The organism is Pseudomonas glycinae, assembly GCF_001594225.2.
Taxonomy (GTDB): Bacteria; Pseudomonadota; Gammaproteobacteria; order Pseudomonadales; family Pseudomonadaceae; genus Aquipseudomonas; species Aquipseudomonas glycinae.
In genome coordinates this window covers 2,117,341-2,133,974 of record NZ_CP014205.2, presented here as the reverse complement: position 1 = coordinate 2,133,974, position 16,634 = coordinate 2,117,341, and the positions used below count along the sequence as shown (strand labels likewise).

Annotated in this window: 15 protein-coding genes; 8 read left to right on the top strand and 7 right to left on the bottom strand. The window is 63.0% G+C overall.

What is annotated here, in order from left to right; genetic code table 11:
• Positions 1-22: 22 nt before the first annotated feature.
• On the bottom strand, positions 23-394 hold the full coding sequence (locus tag AWU82_RS09530; RefSeq protein WP_064382027.1) for a response regulator: 372 nt from the start codon (positions 392-394) through the stop codon (positions 23-25).
• Complete coding sequence (locus AWU82_RS09525) at positions 394-2,355, bottom strand: PAS domain-containing sensor histidine kinase (protein ID WP_223290687.1); 1,962 nt, start codon at positions 2,353-2,355, stop codon at positions 394-396. The genes AWU82_RS09530 and AWU82_RS09525 overlap by 1 nt, the downstream gene beginning before the upstream one ends.
• A 338-nt stretch (positions 2,356-2,693) precedes the next feature.
• Here AWU82_RS09525 and AWU82_RS09520 point away from each other — a divergent pair, with 338 nt between their 5' ends.
• Complete coding sequence (locus AWU82_RS09520; RefSeq protein ID WP_064382025.1) at positions 2,694-3,659, top strand: quinone oxidoreductase family protein; 966 nt, start codon at positions 2,694-2,696, stop codon at positions 3,657-3,659.
• Here the strand turns inward: AWU82_RS09520 and AWU82_RS09515 are convergent.
• Complete coding sequence (locus AWU82_RS09515) at positions 3,646-4,875, bottom strand: MFS transporter (RefSeq protein WP_064382024.1); 1,230 nt, start codon at positions 4,873-4,875, stop codon at positions 3,646-3,648. The two genes, AWU82_RS09520 and AWU82_RS09515, sit on opposite strands and share 14 nt — an antisense overlap.
• Positions 4,876-5,091: 216 nt before the next feature.
• Between AWU82_RS09515 and AWU82_RS09510 the strand changes: the two genes are divergently transcribed.
• The 4 genes from AWU82_RS09510 to AWU82_RS09495 all read left to right on the top strand — a co-directional run bounded on the left by AWU82_RS09510 (position 5,092) and on the right by AWU82_RS09495 (position 8,876).
• Positions 5,092-6,426 carry an epoxide hydrolase family protein gene (locus AWU82_RS09510; protein WP_064382023.1) on the top strand — a complete coding sequence of 445 codons (1,335 nt, stop codon included), beginning with the start codon at positions 5,092-5,094 and terminating at the stop codon, positions 6,424-6,426.
• Between the two features lie 71 nt (positions 6,427-6,497).
• Positions 6,498-7,541, top strand: a complete 1,044-nt coding sequence (locus AWU82_RS09505; RefSeq protein ID WP_064382022.1) for an alpha/beta fold hydrolase — start codon at positions 6,498-6,500, stop codon at positions 7,539-7,541.
• A gap of 24 nt (positions 7,542-7,565) precedes the next feature.
• Positions 7,566-8,075 (top strand): cytochrome P460 family protein, encoded by a 510-nt coding sequence (locus AWU82_RS09500; protein ID WP_011333683.1) that lies wholly within the window; start codon positions 7,566-7,568, stop codon positions 8,073-8,075.
• A gap of 24 nt (positions 8,076-8,099) precedes the next feature.
• Complete coding sequence (locus tag AWU82_RS09495; RefSeq protein WP_064382021.1) at positions 8,100-8,876, top strand: alpha/beta fold hydrolase; 777 nt, start codon at positions 8,100-8,102, stop codon at positions 8,874-8,876.
• Positions 8,877-8,922: 46 nt separating this feature from the next.
• On the opposite strand, the gene AWU82_RS09490 is transcribed toward AWU82_RS09495, so the two are convergent.
• Entirely contained in the window at positions 8,923-10,137 is a 1,215-nt protein-coding gene (locus tag AWU82_RS09490) for an MFS transporter (protein WP_064382020.1), read from the bottom strand.
• A 134-nt stretch (positions 10,138-10,271) separates the two neighbouring features.
• Between AWU82_RS09490 and AWU82_RS09485 the strand changes: the two genes are divergently transcribed.
• From AWU82_RS09485 to AWU82_RS09475, 3 genes are all read left to right on the top strand, one after another.
• Positions 10,272-11,087 carry an AraC family transcriptional regulator gene (locus AWU82_RS09485; RefSeq protein WP_064382019.1) on the top strand — a complete coding sequence of 272 codons (816 nt, stop codon included), beginning with the start codon at positions 10,272-10,274 and terminating at the stop codon, positions 11,085-11,087.
• Between the two features lie 134 nt (positions 11,088-11,221).
• Complete coding sequence (locus AWU82_RS09480; protein WP_011333687.1) at positions 11,222-11,971, top strand: creatininase family protein; 750 nt, start codon at positions 11,222-11,224, stop codon at positions 11,969-11,971.
• A 65-nt stretch (positions 11,972-12,036) separates the two neighbouring features.
• Complete coding sequence (locus AWU82_RS09475; RefSeq protein WP_064382018.1) at positions 12,037-13,455, top strand: aldehyde dehydrogenase family protein; 1,419 nt, start codon at positions 12,037-12,039, stop codon at positions 13,453-13,455.
• Positions 13,456-13,512: 57 nt separating this feature from the next.
• Here AWU82_RS09475 and AWU82_RS09470 read toward each other — a convergent pair whose 3' ends face one another.
• The 3 genes from AWU82_RS09470 to AWU82_RS09460 form a co-directional block, all read right to left on the bottom strand.
• On the bottom strand, positions 13,513-14,946 hold the full coding sequence (locus tag AWU82_RS09470) for a catalase (RefSeq protein ID WP_064382017.1): 1,434 nt from the start codon (positions 14,944-14,946) through the stop codon (positions 13,513-13,515).
• A gap of 135 nt (positions 14,947-15,081) precedes the next feature.
• The gene (locus AWU82_RS09465; protein WP_064382016.1) at positions 15,082-15,498 is read right to left on the bottom strand and encodes an organic hydroperoxide resistance protein; all 417 of its coding nucleotides are present in this window, start codon (positions 15,496-15,498) and stop codon (positions 15,082-15,084) included.
• Between the two features lie 40 nt (positions 15,499-15,538).
• Positions 15,539-15,937 (bottom strand): hypothetical protein, encoded by a 399-nt coding sequence (locus AWU82_RS09460; protein ID WP_064382015.1) that lies wholly within the window; start codon positions 15,935-15,937, stop codon positions 15,539-15,541.
• Between the last annotated feature and the right edge of the window lie 697 nt (positions 15,938-16,634).

Genomic DNA, 16,634 nt, shown 5'->3' with positions numbered 1-16,634 from the left:
CTTGTTCTGTTCGGCTTCACGCTCAGTCGAGGGGCAGGGCGGCGCTCAGGGCCTTGAGCAATTGGGCTTCGCTGAAGGGTTTGAACAGGCACTCCACGGCGCCACCGTTCAGCAGCTTCGCCTGTTCGCTGGCGTCGCCGTGCGCGGTGATGAAAATCACCGGAATGCGATAGTCACGCCGCAGCAGCTCGCGTTGCAGATCCGGGCCCGACATCCCCGGCATGGCCACGTCGAGAATCAGGCAATGGGTCAGGTCCAGATAGGGCGATGCCAGAAACGCCTGCGCTGAGGCAAACGCCTGGACGGCAAAGCCGAACTCCTTGATCAGGTCCGGCAGGGATTCACGAACCGATTCGTCGTCATCGACCACCGATACGAGCAAATGCGTACCCATCAATCATTCTCCACGGTGCGATCGGCGAGGTCGCGGTTAGCGGTTTGCGGCAAGTCCGTCGAATGCGGGATGGCAAAGGTAAACGTCGTACCCGGGCCGTCGTTGGCGCGGGCCCACAGCTTCCCATCGTGGCGCTCGATGATCGAGCGACTGATGGACAGACCGACCCCCATGCCCGAGCTTTTGGTGGTGTAGAAGGCATTGAAAATGCGCTCGATGTCCTGCGGATCGACGCCGTTGCCGCTATCCTTCACCGCCAGGTAAACGCTCTCGTCCGCGCCCAGACCGGTGCTGACGATCAATTGCCGGGGCCGGCCGTGGACCGCACTCATGGCCTCGGCGGCATTCATGATCAGGTTGAGGATCACCTGCTGCAGCTGGACCCGGTCGCCTCTGACCAGCGGCAGGGCTTCGGCAAATTGCGGATGCAGCACCACGCCGTTGCGTTGCAGTTCGCCCAGCAGCATGGCGATGACTTCCCGTGCCGCGTCATTCAGATTGACGTCCTCGATCGTGATGCTTTTTTTCGAGAACAGCGCCCGCAGTCGATTGATCACATCGGCTGCGCGATTGCCATCGCGAATGGTGCGGCGCGCGGTTTCCCGGGCGCCATCGACATTCGGCGGGTCGGCGCCCAGCATCCGCAGGCAGGTGCTGGCGTTGGTGATGATGCCGGCCAGCGGTTGATTGACCTCATGGGCAATCGACGCCGTGACCGCGCCAAGGCTGGCGACTCTGGCCAGATGCGTCAGTTCCGAGCGCGCCTTGCTCAAGACCTCTTCGGCGAGCCGGCGCTGGGTGATGTCCTGCAGGGCAGCAATGTATTCGAAACCGTCCGGCGCATGGGCGATCGAGTGCGCCACCAGCCGCACGTATTTCACCGTGCCGTCGGGCATTAGCAGCCGGTGTTCGTGTTCGAAGTCGCGCCCCTTGCGGCGTTGGCGCTTGATCATTTCCCGATGGCTGGAGATATCGTCCGGGTGCACGCGGCGATAGATCGCCTCGAAACCTGGCGGCGTGTCCGGGTCCAGTTCAAGGATGCGGTAGACCTCGTCCGACCAGGTGATTTCGTCGGTGCTCACCCGCCAGGAAAAAGTACCGGTGGCGCTCAGGCGTTGGGCCTTGGCCAGAAAGACTTCCGCCCGTTTGCGGTCTTCGATGTCGGTGTTCTCGCCGTACCAGCGCACGACCCGCCCCGTATCGTCGCGCTGGGGCACGGCGCGAATCAGAAACCAGCGGTAAACGCCGTCGAAGCGTTTCAGTCGAGCCTCGTATTCGCCGGCGCTGCCCGATTGCAGAAGCGCTTGCCAATAGCCTGCCAGCCCTGGTGCGTCGTCCGGGTGGATGGACGCTGTCCAGCCATCACCGCAGGCTTGTTCGAGGGACATGCCGGTGTAATCGCACCAGCGTTGATTGACGAAACCGACGCTGCCTTCCGGCGAGGCACTCCAGACAAAACCGGGAACGGCGTCGATGATCCCGCGCAGACGTTCTTCCGACGCACTGACTTCGGCCAGAGCACTGGCGATCAAGGCCTTGTCCCGCCGGCGCTCATCAATATCGACCTGCAGCACGCACCAGCGCGTGATGGTGCCTTCGCTGTCTCTGATCGGCAGGCCGCGCACATGGAACCAGCGATAGACACCGTCGGCGCGGCGAATCCGGTGCTCGTTTTCATAGGGCGTGCCGGTACTGACCGAGTGCATCCAGGCAGCGATGACCGAGGGCAGATCTTCCGGGTGCACGGTCTCGCTGGCCTGCCAGTTTTTCAGTTCATGCAGCGGGGCGCCGATGTAGTCCATGATTTGCCGGTTGACCTGTTCCAGTTCACCGGACGGCGTCATGAAGGCGACCATGGCCGGGATGCTGTCGATGATCGAGTCGACCCCCGGCGCTGGCATGGTCGCGTCACTGCCGCGGTCTGGACCGTCCTCGATGACGCGCTCCTGCTCGTTCGTCATACCGATTCTCATTGTGTGCAGTCACCGTTGAACAAAGATGCGCCTTCTGCTGGCACTCGCCCATCATACTTTGGTGTCGCCCGTAGCGAATATCTGCTGCCATCGCGCACTGCGACGGACATCGCAGTGGCGCATTTGTAAGCCACTGTATCTACGGCCCCTCTAGCCATACAAGCATGCACAGCGCCCGGTTGGCGAAACCGCCGGGATACATCCGCCGCGCAGCCTTGGCCCTGGTTTCAACGTCCTTCGACGTTGAGTGAAAGCAACGTGACGTCCGCGCTCCTGCCACCCGAAAGGCAGCAGGACCGGTCGTCCCTATGACAGGGCAGAACATTATGAAAGCAGTGGTTATCCAGGCCTTTGGCGGGCCTGAAGTCTTGACGGTGCAGGACATTCAACTGGCAGAACCGGGGCCCGGACAAGTCCTGGTCAAGGTCATGGCGGCGGGTATCAATTTCATGGACACCGGTGCCCGACGCGGGCTCGGCGCTGCCTGGGAGCTACCGCTGACGCTGGGTGCAGAAGGCGCCGGCGTCGTCCTGGCCAGCGGCCCGCAGGTGACGGAGTTCGCTGTCGGTGACCGCGTGGCCTGGCATTACGTGCCGGGCAGCTACGCCGAACAGGTGATCGCCCCGGTCAGCCAGTTGGTGCCGCTGCCGGACGATATCGACTTCGCCACCGCCGCCAGCCTGATGATGCAGGGCCTGACCGCCAGCAATCTGGTGGACAAGGTGCACGCGATCCAGCCGGGTGACGTGGCCTTCGTGCACGCGGCGGCGGGGGGCGTGGGGCTGATGCTGACTCAGTTGATCAAGTTGCGGGGCGGCAAGGTCATTGGCCGGGTGTCTCACGCCGACAAGGTGGAAGCGGTGCTCGCGGCCGGGGCTGACTATGTCGTGATCGGGCGAGCGCAAAACATTGCCGGACAGGTCATGCGCCTGACCGAGGGGCAGCGGGTGAATGTGGTGTACGACGGCACTGGCGCGGAAGGGTTCGCCGATTCGCTGGAGATGCTGGATTATTTCGGCACCCTGGCCTTGTACGGACCGTTCATGAACCCGACCCCGCCGATCGATATCTTCAGCATGCCGCGCAGCATCAAGCTGACGTATCCCTCGGTCATGCACTACGTGCGCAACCGCGAAGTGCTGCTGGAAAAATCCCGGCAACTGTTCGCGTGGGTCAGTGCCGGCAAACTGAAAGCCGTGATCGGCAAGCGTTATTCACTGGATGATGCGCAACAGGCCCATCGCGATATCGAGTCGCGCAACACGACGGGCAAGCTGATCATCGTCCCTTGACGCCACGCCAGATCAGCAGGGCCGCCAACACCTGGCTAGCGGCGAAAAACGTGAACAGGTGTTGTGCGGTCCATCCGGCATCCAGCAGAAACCCGGCCACCACCGGCGAAATGATCGCCCCCAGACGCCCCGTCGCCAGCACCACTCCGACGCCGGTCGTGCGAACCGAAGTGCAGAACGCTTGGGGGGCCAGGACATACAAAGCCGCGACTGCACCATTGAGCATCAGCCCCAGCGTGACCGCCACGAGTGTCGCCAGACCGGGGACGCGAGTGGCCGGCAGCATCAATGGCAGCAGGGCGGCGTTGAGCAGCAGAAAAGCCGATAGCAAACGTCGGCAGCCGTAACGATTGGCCGCCAGACCCAGAAGCAGGGCGCCGAGCATGCCCCCCAGCGCCAACAGCATCCCGATCCGGGCGCCTTGTTGGTCGGTAAAGCCATTGTCGACCAACAGGGCCGGCGTCCAGCTCATCACGAAGTAAAAGCAGAACATCAACAGAAAGAGTGCCAGTGCCAGCGATAGAGTCTGTTGCCATTGACCGGGCGAAAACGGCCGGCTGACGTCGTCAGGCGACAAGGGAGGAATAGGCGCGCGGTGTTCAAGTGCCAGAAATGACGGCGATTCTCGCAGCCAAAAGACGCCGACCAGCGCTGCCGCCAGCGTGATGCAGCCACCGGCAAGAAAGACATACCGCCAGCCCATCAAATCATTGAGTACATGCGCCAGCACACCGCCCAGACTGGCGCCCATGGCGAAGGCGAGGGATTGCAAAGCGATGGCCAGGTTGCGCCGCTGCGGGCCGGCGTGCTCGAACGTCAGCACATTCGCCCCCACCAGCACCGCCCCCGTGCCGATGCCGGTCAGCAAACGCAGGAACATCAACACGTGATGATTCGGGCTCCAGAACGACAGCAACATGCTCAGACCACTGAGCAGCAGGCCGGCGAGCAATAAAGGCCTGCGCCCGAAGCGGTCGGCCCTGGGTGCGGCCAGCAGCGAACCGAGCGCCATGCCGACCAGGCTTGCGCTCAACAACAGGCCCAGTTGCGCGCCGCTCAACGTCCACTGCGCCGAAACCCGGCTGGCGGTGAAGGCCATGGCCATCACGTCCAGCCCGTCGATCACGTTGAACAGCATGCACAGCCCGATCACCCACCACTGCGACGTGGTCGATGGCGTGCCGCTCAGGCGTTCGAGCGCTGTTTCCCCACGCATCCGCAATCCTTGTTCCGCTCTGTGATTCAAATGGGGCTTTTCCCCGCCGCATTCTGCCCGTTAAGCGCTGCTGAGTTCGAGCGCGATTTTGCGCGCCGGGCCAGCGCGTCATACCAAGGTATCGACCGACACCATCGTGTAATCGCCCCGGTGCCAGCGCAGTGGTCTGATCCGATTGGCGATGCCTTTCGAATAATGACTACAAGGAGATCCATCATGGTTGCGGTTTCGTCCGGTCTTACCTGGCGCCATTGCCTGGCGTCATCCATCAGGGGCGGGGCGCTCGGCCTTGCCGTACTCGCTGGCAGCAGCGGCGCCTGGGCCGCGGATCCGTCGCAAGCCATTCGCCCGTACACCATCCATGTGGACGAAGCGAAACTGAGCGACCTGCGCAAACGCATCGCCGACACCCGCTGGCCAGACAAGGAAACGGTCAGCGACGTGTCCCAGGGAGTGCAACTGGCGCAGGTCCAGGCGTTGGTGAAGTATTGGGGCGACGGCTACGACTGGCGCAAGGCCGAAGCGAAGCTCAATGCCTTGCCGGAGTTCGTGACCACCATCGACGGCGTCGACATCCAGTTCATCCACGTGCGTTCGCGCAATCCCAACGCCATGCCGCTGATCCTCACCCACGGCTGGCCGGGTTCGCAGTTCGAATTCCTCAAGACCATCGGCCCACTGACCGATCCGGTGGCCTATGGCGGCAAGGTCGAGGACTCGTTCGATGTGGTGATCCCGTCGATTCCCGGCCATGGTTTCTCCGGCAAACCGACCGAGCTCGGCTGGGGCCCTGACCGGGTCGCGAAGGCCTGGGATGTGTTGATGAAACGTCTGGGTTACAGCCATTACGTGTCCCAAGGCGGCGATCACGGCTCGGTGATATCCGATGCGCTGGGTCGCCTGGCGCCGCCCGGTTTGCTGGGCATCCACCTGAACATGCCGGCCACCGTGCCGCCGGAACTGGTCAAACCGATCAACAGCGGCGACCCGGCCCCGGCCGGGCTGACCGCGCCGGAGGTGACGGCCTTCAACTCGCTCAGCCAGTTCTTCGGCCGCAACGCTGCCTACGGCGCAATGATGGTGACCCGGCCGCAGACCATCGGTTATCTGCTGGCCGACTCGCCCGCCGGTACGGCCGCGTGGATGTATGAAAAATTCGCCGCGTGGACCGACAGCGACGGTCAGCCCGAGAAGGTCCTGAGCCGCGATGAAATGCTCGATGACATCAGCCTGTACTGGCTGACCGACAGCGGGGCGTCGTCCTCCCGTTTCTACTGGGAGAACAACAACAATAACTTCAGCGCCGCCGCGCAGAAGACTGCCGACATCAAGGTGCCGGTGGCGATCACCGTGTTCCCGCACGAAATCTACCGGGCGCCGAAAGTCTGGTCGCAGCGCGCCTATCCGTCGCTGGCCTACTTCAGTGAAGTCAGCAAGGGCGGTCACTTTGCGGCATGGGAGCAACCGCAACTGTTCAGCGAAGAACTGCGCGAAGCCTTCCGGCCACTGCGCGCGGCGGCGCAGAAAACCGCTGCTCAGGCAGCCCGCTAGCCCTGCAATCCGCAAGCCCTTTAACCCCAAGCCCGGAACCGCCGCCCGGCGGTTCACGAGGGAGACTCGGCATGACTGACTCTAACGCTGTAACCCCATCCCGGCGCGTGCTCGCCGGTTCGATCCTGGCGCTTGCGCTGGGCATCGCCTCGGCATACGCCAGCGCCGCCGAAGTGCCCGCCGGCAAGATCGACGCCATTACCGCCGGCACCCACGTTTCGTTCGGCGCGCTGAAACACGTCAAGGCCGGACTGCTGGACGTGTCCTACGCCGAAGTCGGTCCCGCCGACGGCCCGGTGGTCATCCTGCTGCACGGCTGGCCCTACGATATTCACAGCTACACCGATGTGGCGCCGGCGCTGGCGCAGAAGGGCTATCGGGTGCTGATTCCTTACGCGCGCGGCTATGGCGACACGCGTTTCCTGTCTGCCAAAACCGTGCGCAATGGCCAGCCGGCCGCGCTGGCGAAGGATCTGATCGACTTCATGGACGCCCTGAAGATCAAGCAGGCCGTGCTCGGTGGCTACGACTGGGGCGCGCGCACCGCCGACATCGTCGCGGCGCTCTGGCCCGAGCGGGTGAAGGCACTGGTGGCGGTGAGTGGTTACCTGATCGGCAGCCAGGACGCCGGCAAGACGCCGCTGCCGCCGGCGGCGGAGTTGCAGTGGTGGTATCAGTTCTACTTTGCGACCGAACGTGGTCGTCTGGGCTACGAAAAGAACACCCACGACTTCGCCAAACTGATCTGGCAGCTGGCCTCGCCGAAGTGGACCTTCGACGACGCGACCTACGACCGCAGCGCCGCCGCGTTGCAGAATCCGGATCACGTCGCCGTGTCGATCTTCAACTACCGCTGGCGCCTGGGGCTGATCAAAGGGGAAGCGCAATACGATCCGCTGGAGAAAAAACTCGCGGCATTCCCCTCCATCAGCGTGCCGACCATCACCTTGGAGGGCGACGCCAATGGTGCGCCGCACCCACCGGCCGAGGCCTACGCCAAACGCTTTACCGGCAAGTACGAGTACCGGCTGATCAGCGGCGGTATCGGCCACAACCTGCCGCAGGAAGCGCCGCAAGCGTTCGCCCAGGCGGTGATCGATGCCGATCATCTCTGATTGCCGGCCGAAGGGGATCCGACCATGAAATTCAACCATTGGGCCGTGCTGCCAGCGGCCATTGCGCTCGCGGCACTGGCGGCCACCGGTGTCGCGTTGGGCGAGGCCGATGACGGCGATGCCTCGCCGATCTACGGCGTGAAACTGCCGAAAAACTATCGCCAGTGGGCGCTGATTGCCCCGGCCCAGGAAGCCGCGCCGCTGGATGAACTGCGCGCGGTGCTGGGCAATGACCGGGCGATCAAGGCTTACCAGAGCAAGACGCTGCCGTTTCCCGACGGCACGGTGCTGGTGAAGCTGGCGTGGAAACACGTGCAGTCGCCGGAATTCGAGCCGGCCTCGATTCCGGGGGCGGCCACCACCGTTCAGGTGATGGTCAAGGACTCGCGCAAATACGCCTCGACCGGTGGCTGGGGATTCGGCCGGTTCATCAACGGCAAACCTGCCGACGAGGCCCAGCACCAGACCTGCTTTGCCTGCCATCAGGCGCGGGTGCAGAACCACGATTTTGTCTTCACCCGATACGCCCCCTGAATCCGTCATACGAGGAACATCCACATGAAAAAAACACTGATTGCACTGAGCATCGCTGCGGGCCTGTGCCTGGGCGCCAATGCCTTCGCCCAAACCGCCAAACCCACGGTGGTGCTGGTGCACGGCGCGTTTGCCGACGCGTCGAGCTGGAACGGCGTGGCGAAGATTCTCGAGAAGGATGGCTACACGGTGATCGCCGCCGCCAATCCGCTGCGCGGCGTCAAGAGCGATGGCGCAGCGGTATCGGCGTTGCTCAGCAGCATCCAGTCGCCGGTGGTGCTGGTCGGTCACTCCTATGGCGGCAACGTCATCAGTGATGCAGCCAACGATCATGCCAATGTCAAAGCGCTGGTCTACGTCAGCGCGTTTGCCCCAGAGGCCGGTGAAACCGTCGCCGGGCTGGCCGGCAAGTTTCCCGGCAGCACCCTCGGGCCAACACTGGCGCCACCCGTTGCGCTGGCCGATGGCGGCAAGGACTTGTACATCCAGCAGAGCAAGTTCCATGACCAGTTCGCCGCCGATGTCCCGGCTGCACAAGCGGCGCTGATGGCGGCTACTCAACGTCCGGTCACCGAAGCGGCGCTGAACGAGCAGGCCGGAACGCCGGCCTGGAAGCACATTCCGTCGTGGTACATCTACGGGGACAAGGACAAGAACATCCCGCCCCAGGCGATGGCGTTCATGGCCAAGCGTGCGGATGCCAAGGCCGTTGAAGTGGTGAAGGGCGCCTCGCACGTGGTGATGGTGTCGAACCCGGCACCGGTGGCCCGGCTGATTGAAAAAGCCGCTGCGGCCAACTGAAAGCCTGCGACGTGCCGAAGCGCGTCGCAGGTCTGTCACTTCCCGCTCAGGCAACGGACACCTGCGGCGATGTTGCCGGTGCCAGTTTGAGCAGGGGGGTGATGCCGAGCATCAACAGCAGTACCGCGAACAGCAAGGTGTACGCCGGGCCATAGTGTCCGGCGTATTCGCGCAGGGCACCGAACAACAGCGGCCCGAGCGCGGCGATCAGGTAACCGATGAACAACATGAACACCGTCCACAATCCGGCCTGTTCGCTGGTGCTGGCGTGATCCAGCGGCAAGGTCATGGCCACGGTGAAGCCCATGCCCAGGCCGATGGCCGCGAGTACCACATACAGCATCGGCCAGTACGCCGGCAGGAACGCCATGCCGCCCACCCCGAGCAGGGCCAGCAACCCCGACAGCCCGAGCAGACCGCGCCGGTCGTGGGCCTTGCCCGGAATCAGTCCCGCCCCCACGCTGGCAACGGCGAACACCGCCGTAAAAATACCCAGCAGGACGCCCGGGGAAACACTCGACGTGGCCGCTTCCACCGAGGCGGGCGCCATCCAGGCGAAGAGGGCATAGACCACGAATTGCCCGGCCCCGAAATTCAACGCGATCAGCCACGCCTGCGGATTGCCCCAAGGCAAGCGTTTGCTCGCGCTCGACGGCGATTTCACGCCGGGCGCCGGTGTCGCAAAACGCCGTGCCATCCACACCCAACTGGCGATGGCGGTGAGGCACAGCACGCTCCAGACTCCGGCGCTGACTCGCCAGTCCTGCGCCAGCTCGGCAATCGGCGCGCTGAGCACCGCCGCGAGGGTCGCGCCCAGACTCAAGCCGCCGGCATAGATGCCCATGAACAGCGCCGGCCGTTGCGCAAAGTGAGTCTTGATCCAGGCGCCGGTCATCGCGCCGGCAACCGCAATGCCGATGCTGGCAAAGAACGTACTGCCGAGCAGGAAGAATGCATTCGGCGAGATCGCCCGCAACAAGGTGGAAGCGCCCAACAACGTCAGGGCGACCACCACACTGCGATCGATCCCGAAGCGTCTGGCCAGGCTCGGAACCACCAGCGCGAACACGCCCATGCACACATCGGGAATCGAGGTCAGCAGCGCAGCCTGGGTGTAGCTCAACTGGAAGTGCTGCTGGATCAACAGCAGAATCGGCCCCACCGAGATGATCGGCGGACGCAGGGCGATGGACAGGATCAGCAGGCCGATCACCGCCGTGACGCTCTGCTGGTGGCCGGAGAGATTGCGGGTGATTGGCATGGGGAAGGCCTCATTGATGAACAATGAGCGCAAGGCTAACAATGGGCCGGTAATGGCAAATGCCAGGGTTTGTCGCCAAAGTGACAATCGCCGCTTTAACACGATCAAGGTCTGTTTTCAGGAGACTCCAGCCGATGAAACGAGAGGTGCGCAAGGTCATCGCCCAGCGTGAGTCCGCGCCGCGCAGCGAACGTTATCCCGACTATCAGGACGTGCCGCGCGTAATGGCCGTGCTGGTGCGCGATCAGGCCACCGGCGAATACAACGAGCCGCACGTGCATCGGCACGGGCAGTTGCTGTATGCCTCGAACGGCGTGATGCGGGTGGCCACCGAGCGCGGGTTGTGGATCCTGCCGCCGAAACGGGCGCTGTGGATTCCGCCCGGGATGGTTCACGACCAGTTGATGCTCAGCGCGGTCAAAATGCGTTCGATCTACATCGAGCCGCAGGTCTGCGCAGGGCTGGGCCCTCACTGCAAAGTGCTGGAGATCCCCGGACTGCTGCGTGAGTTGATTCTGGCCCTGGCCGAGCAGCCGATCGAATACCCGCAGGAAGGCCGCAACGCGCACATCGTGGCGTTGATACTCAGTGAATTGCAGGCGGCGCGGACGCTGCCGATCGAAGTGCCATGGCCGCTCGACCGGCGACTGGTCACGGTGTGCGAGGCGATTCTGCAGGACCCCGGACAAGACCATTCAATCGGCTATTGGGCAGACCGGGTCGGCGCCAGTTCCCGCACGCTGATTCGCCTGTTCGTCAATGAAACCGGCCTGAATTTCCGCCACTGGCTGCAACAGGTGCGGCTGGCGACCGCCATCGACCGGCTCGACGAGGGGCAATCCGTCGGGGTGATTGCCCGGGATCTGGGTTACGCCAGCCAGAGTGCCTTCAGTGCCATGTTCAGACGGGTGATGGGCGAATCGCCTCGTGAATTTCTCGTCCGCGACTAGGGCGTTCAGGCGATTCCGATACCTTTGTATTCTGTCGTCGAAGGGAGGCGGGTGGTATCAATGACGCTGCTGTTGCAGGTGCACTGAACACCCACCCGCGTTCCGCGAGGAACCTTCGAAGAGTGAGAATCCTGATGCTTTTATACCTATCGACCTGGTCCGAAATCGCCCAATTTCTCGAACGCAGCCGCACCATCGTCATCCCGATCGGTTCCAACGAACAGCACGGGCCGACCGGCCTGCTGGGCACCGACTGGATGTGCCCGGAAATCATCGCCCATGAAGCGCAGAAAAGCGCCGACATCCTGATCGCCCCGACCTTCAACATCGGCATGGCGCAGCATCACCTCGGTTTCCCCGGCACCATCTCGCTCAGGCCCTCGACGTTCATCGCCGCCATCGCCGACTGGACCCGCTCGCTGGCCGCCCACGGCTTTGAAAAGATCTTTTTCCTCAATGGCCACGGCGGCAACATCGCGTCAATCGAAGCGGCGTTTTCGGAGCTGTACGCCGAAGCGAGTTTCGCCCGACGCAAGGCCGGGTTCGCCCTGAAGCTGTGCAACTGGTGGGATCTGGAAGGGGTCAACGAGCTGGCGCGTGAGCAGTTCCCGACCGGCCATGGCATTCATGCGACCCCTTCGGAAATCGCCGTGACCCAGTGGGCCTACCCCGATTCCATCAAGTCGGCGGACTACTCGCCGCAGATCGCCAATTGGGGGCCGATCCGGGAAGCCGCGGATTTCCGCGCCCGTCACCCAGACGGCCGCATGGGCTCGGACCCGGCCCAGGCTTCGCCGGAAAAAGGCCGGCAACTGGTGGAAATGGCCGCTCGTGGTCTGGTCCAGGAGGTCCAAGCCTTCAGCCGTGAATCATTGCCCGACTGAGCCGTCGCCCTGACTAACGCCCGGATTTTCCGGGCGTTGCTGTTTCAACCCTTGGGAAAATCGCCATGTGGACTATCAAGCACAGCTACATCGATGGTGCGTTCGTGCCCGTTCAGGGCCGTGAAACGATCGAATGCATCAATCCGGCGACGGAATCCGTCATCGGCACGGTCACCTTGGCCAATCGCGAGGATGCCAGGCAAGCTATCGCCGCCGCCAAGCGTGCGCAAATCACAATGGGCCGCACCTCGAAAGCCGAGCGCATCGACATGCTCAGGCGCCTGCAGGCGGCGGTGCTGGAGAGTACCGAAGAGATACGCGACACCGCCATCGAGGAATACGGCGCACCGTTGGCCCGTGCGCAATGGGTCAGCCAGTACGCTTCGCAGTCCTTTGCCAATGCGGCGCAGGTGCTGGAGAACTACGAGCTGGTCCGGCCTGTGGGCCGTGCAACGGTGGTCATGGACCCGGTCGGAGTGTCGGCGTTGTTCGCGCCCTGGAACAGCACCGCCGGTACGGTGTGCAGCAAACTGGCGGCGGCGATTGCCGGCGGTTGTGCCTCGGTCATCAAACCGAGTGAACTCAGTCCGTTGCAGACTCAGGTGCTTGCGCTCGCTTTGCATCGTGCAGGGCTGCCAAACGGGGTGATCAATATTGTCCTGGGCCGTGGGAACGATGTGGGCGACGAGATCAGTACCAGCCCGTACATTGCGAAGATTTCGTTCACCGGCTCCACCGCCACCGGAAAACTCATTGCCCGCGCGGGCATCGAGACCATGAAGCGGGTGAGCCTGTCGCTCACCGGCAAGTCGGCGTCCATCGTGCTCGACGACGCGGATCTCGAGGCGGCCATCCCCATGGCCCTGAATGCCGCCTTCATGAACAACGGTCAGGCCTGTGTCGCCGGCACGCGGCTGTTGGTGCCGCGCGCGCTCCTGCCGCAGGTGATCGAGCGGGTAAGAGCCTTGGTCGACGCCATAATGGTCGGTAATCCCCATGATCCGGCGACTGCCATCGGCCCGTTGGTCAACCAGGCGCAGTTTGATCGCGTGCAGGGTTTTATCCGGCGCGGGCTGGAGCAGGGCGCGCGATTGATCGTCGGCGGGGAGGGCCGGCCTGCCGGGCTGAGCCAGGGCTATTTCGTGAAGCCCACGGTGTTTGCCGACGTCAGCAACGACATGGACATCGCCCGGGAGGAGATTTTCGGCCCGGTGCTGTCGATCATCGCCTACGACGACGAGGAAGACGCCATCCGCCTGGCCAATGCCAGCGTCTACGGTTTGCAGGCCTATGTGTTTACCCGTGAGGTCGAACGTGGCCGACGCATCGCTGCGCGGCTGGAGGCCGGTTCGGTGTTGATCAACCGGATCGCACCGGAGCTGCTGGCGCCTTTTGGCGGGGTCAAACAGTCGGGGATCGGCAGGGAATTTGGCGTGTCCGGGCTGGAGGCGTTTCTTGAAGCGAAAAGCATCGTAGAGGACTGACGACGACAGCAGGGCAAACAGGATCAATCCTGCTTGCCCTGCTTACGTCGTTATGGATCAGCTTAGTGCTTCGATGGCCTGCGCAACGCCTGCACCGTACGCCGGATCGGCACGGGTGCAGTTATCGATGTGGCGTTGCCGGGTCTGGGCACTGGCGCCATGGATCGAGCGCGCGGTGTTCTCGAACAAGACCTGTTGCTGGGCGGGGGACATGGCCCGGAACAGCGCGCCCGGTTGCGAGAAGTAGTCGTCGTCCTCGCGGTGATTCCAGTGCCCGGCGCTGCCTTTGAGGGCCAGCGGTGGTTCGCTGAAATCCGGTTGCTCGGCCCACTCGCCATAGCTATTGGGCTCGTAGCCGATTGTGCTGCCCGCGTTCGCATCGGTGCGCATCTGGCCGTCCCGGTGATAGCTGTTGACCGGGCAGCGCGGGGCGTTCACCGGAATCTGATGATGATTGACGCCGACGCGATAGCGCTGCGCATCGCCATAGGAGAACAGGCGCGCCTGGAGCATTTTGTCCGGTGAGAAGCTGATGCCGGGCACCACGTTGGCCGGGTTGAAGGCCGCCTGTTCGACGTCGGCGAAGTAGTTGTCCGGGTTGCGGTTGAGTTCGAGCACGCCGACTTCGATCAGCGGGTAATCCGCGTGGGGCCAGACTTTGGTCAGGTCGAACGGGTTGATTGGGTAGGTCTCGGCGTCCAGCTCCGGCATCACTTGCACGTAGAGCTTCCATTGCGGGAAGTGGCCTTCTTCGATGGCGTTGTACAGGTCGCGCTGGGCGCTTTCGCGGTCATCGCCGATCAGTGTTGCGGCTTGTTGATCGGTCAGATTCTCGATGCCTTGTTGGGTTTTCCAGGTGAACTTCACCCAGAAACGTTCGTTTGCCGGGCTGATGAAACTGAAGGTGTGGCTGCCGAAACCGTGCATGTGGCGGTAGGTGCGCGGCAGGCCACGATCGCTCATGACAATCGTGACCTGATGCAGCGCTTCCGGCAGCAAGGTCCAGAAATCCCAGTTGTTGCGCGCGCTGCGCATATTGGTGCGCGGGTCGCGTTTGACCGCATGGTTGAGGTCGGGGAATTTCAACGGATCGCGCAGAAAGAACACCGGCGTGTTGTTGCCCACCAGATCCCAGTTGCCTTGCTCGGTATAGAACTTGATGGCGAATCCGCGGATGTCACGCTCGGCATCCGCCGCGCCACGCTCACCGGCCACGGTCGAGAAGCGGACGAACACATCGGTGGTCTTGCCCACGCTGGAAAACAGTCCGGCCTTGGTGAAGCGGCTGATGTCATGGGTGACGGTGAAGGTGCCGAACGCACCGGAACCCTTGGCGTGCATGCGCCGCTCCGGAATGACCTCCCGATCGAAGTGCGCCAGTTTTTCCAGCAACCATACGTCCTGCAACAGCATCGGGCCTCTGGGGCCGGCGGTCTGTACGTTGTTGTTATCAACCACGGGCGCGCCCGCGGCAGTCGTCAGCTTGTTCATGCGCAACTCCTGGCTTTTGTCGGTTTCCCGTCATCACATCAAAAGCCCCGGGCGCGATCTATTGCACCATGGTGTCGCCGGATCGTACGAAGGTGTGGTTGGAAGACGCTGTGTTTTGGTGTCGGCGGGGGCTGGTCAGGCGAGGATGATGCTGACCTTGATGTTGTTGCGTGTGGCCTTGGAGTAGGGGCAGTTCTGGTGTGCCGCGTCGATCAGTTGCTGCGCCACTTGCGGTTCGATGTCCGGGAGTGACACTGCCAGTTTCGCTTGCAGGAAGAACCCGTGCTCGCCGTGGACCAGGTCGATTTGAGCATCCACCCCGGCCATGGCCGGAAAAACGATCTTGCGCGCATTGCAGGCGTGGCGCAGCGAGCCGAGGAAACAGGCTGACCAGCACACGGCGAACAATTGCTCGGGGTTGGTTCCGGTGCCGGGCGCACCCGGTGGCGACAGCTTGAGATCCAGTCGGCCATCGTGACTGCGTCCTGTGCCCTCGCGGCCGCCAGTGGTGCAGGTGTGCGCGGAGTAGAGGGTTTTTTCGATATCGATCATGGGCATTCCCTGAAGGGCATTTCACAGCGTGGAGGGCGGTTCATGTGGCCCGCGTGGGTTCATGACATTCCCGTGCAGATGCACCCGCCAGCGCGTCGGCCACGGCGTCAGTACCGCGATGGTCCAGGTTGTTGAGCAGGGTCGCGCGGGCGATCTCGATCAGCCAGGCGCGAAACGGAAAGCTCGGGTCATGGGCGGCCTGTTCCTGATAAAGCGTCCTGAAGGCCTGCTGAACGAGGCCGCCGGTGTCTTCGCGACGGATCCGCCCGGCTTGCACCTGACCTTCGTAAAAGGCGATGAGCAACGGCGTCACCGTCGCGAACAGCTGTTGCGCTTCACTTCGGCCATGGCGGACGGCGCCCGCGACCAAGGCATACAGTTCGTCGTTGCCGAGCCGGTCGGCCTCGCACAGGCAATTGTGGCGATAACCTTCAGCCATGGTCGAATCCCTCGCAAAACCATCGTTCGACTGAGCGCCGCGACCGAAAAGGTTCGCAGGTGGCCTGGCGTTCAGCGGTGAGATTCAAGCCTGCCTTCACTGCTGAATGACTGCCAGTTATGCGTTGTTAGCGCTTGTTAGCGCTCGGAAACTGCGGTGACTATTGCGCTGGCCAGTCGGCATTTTGCGCGGGTTTTCGATGATCGGCGCCTGCCAGGAACAGAGGCTGGATTCCCGGCATTAATGACATCTCTGTCCCTTTGCCATCGTCTCGATCAGGTAGGAAACGTCCGATATTTATTTCGCAAATTTCCTACATTTTGTTTGCCTCCCTAACAAAAAACGTGGTTATTATCCGCCGGCGCTTCGGGTCACAAACCCGGCGCCAGAAGATTGCCGCGTGTCTACAGACCCGGCAGTCGCAGCCGATCGGGACCACCCTGGCGCTGTCATCCCCGCGCAGGTTGTTCCTCGTCGTTGACCCTCAAATGGAAGTCGAGGTTTCAATTGGTCACGCGGTTTGCAATCGACGATGCAATGAACGGGGCGACCCCTGTCGCCAATGATCCGGCCCACTTTCCATCTGCCTGCGCCGACCGCGCTGCGGTGTTCTTCTCCAGCCTGTCTCCCCCCGAGTTTCTGCGTGTGCCCGCGTTCAACGCGAGTCTGCACGCGCGCGCCGCGCCATCCTCCTGAA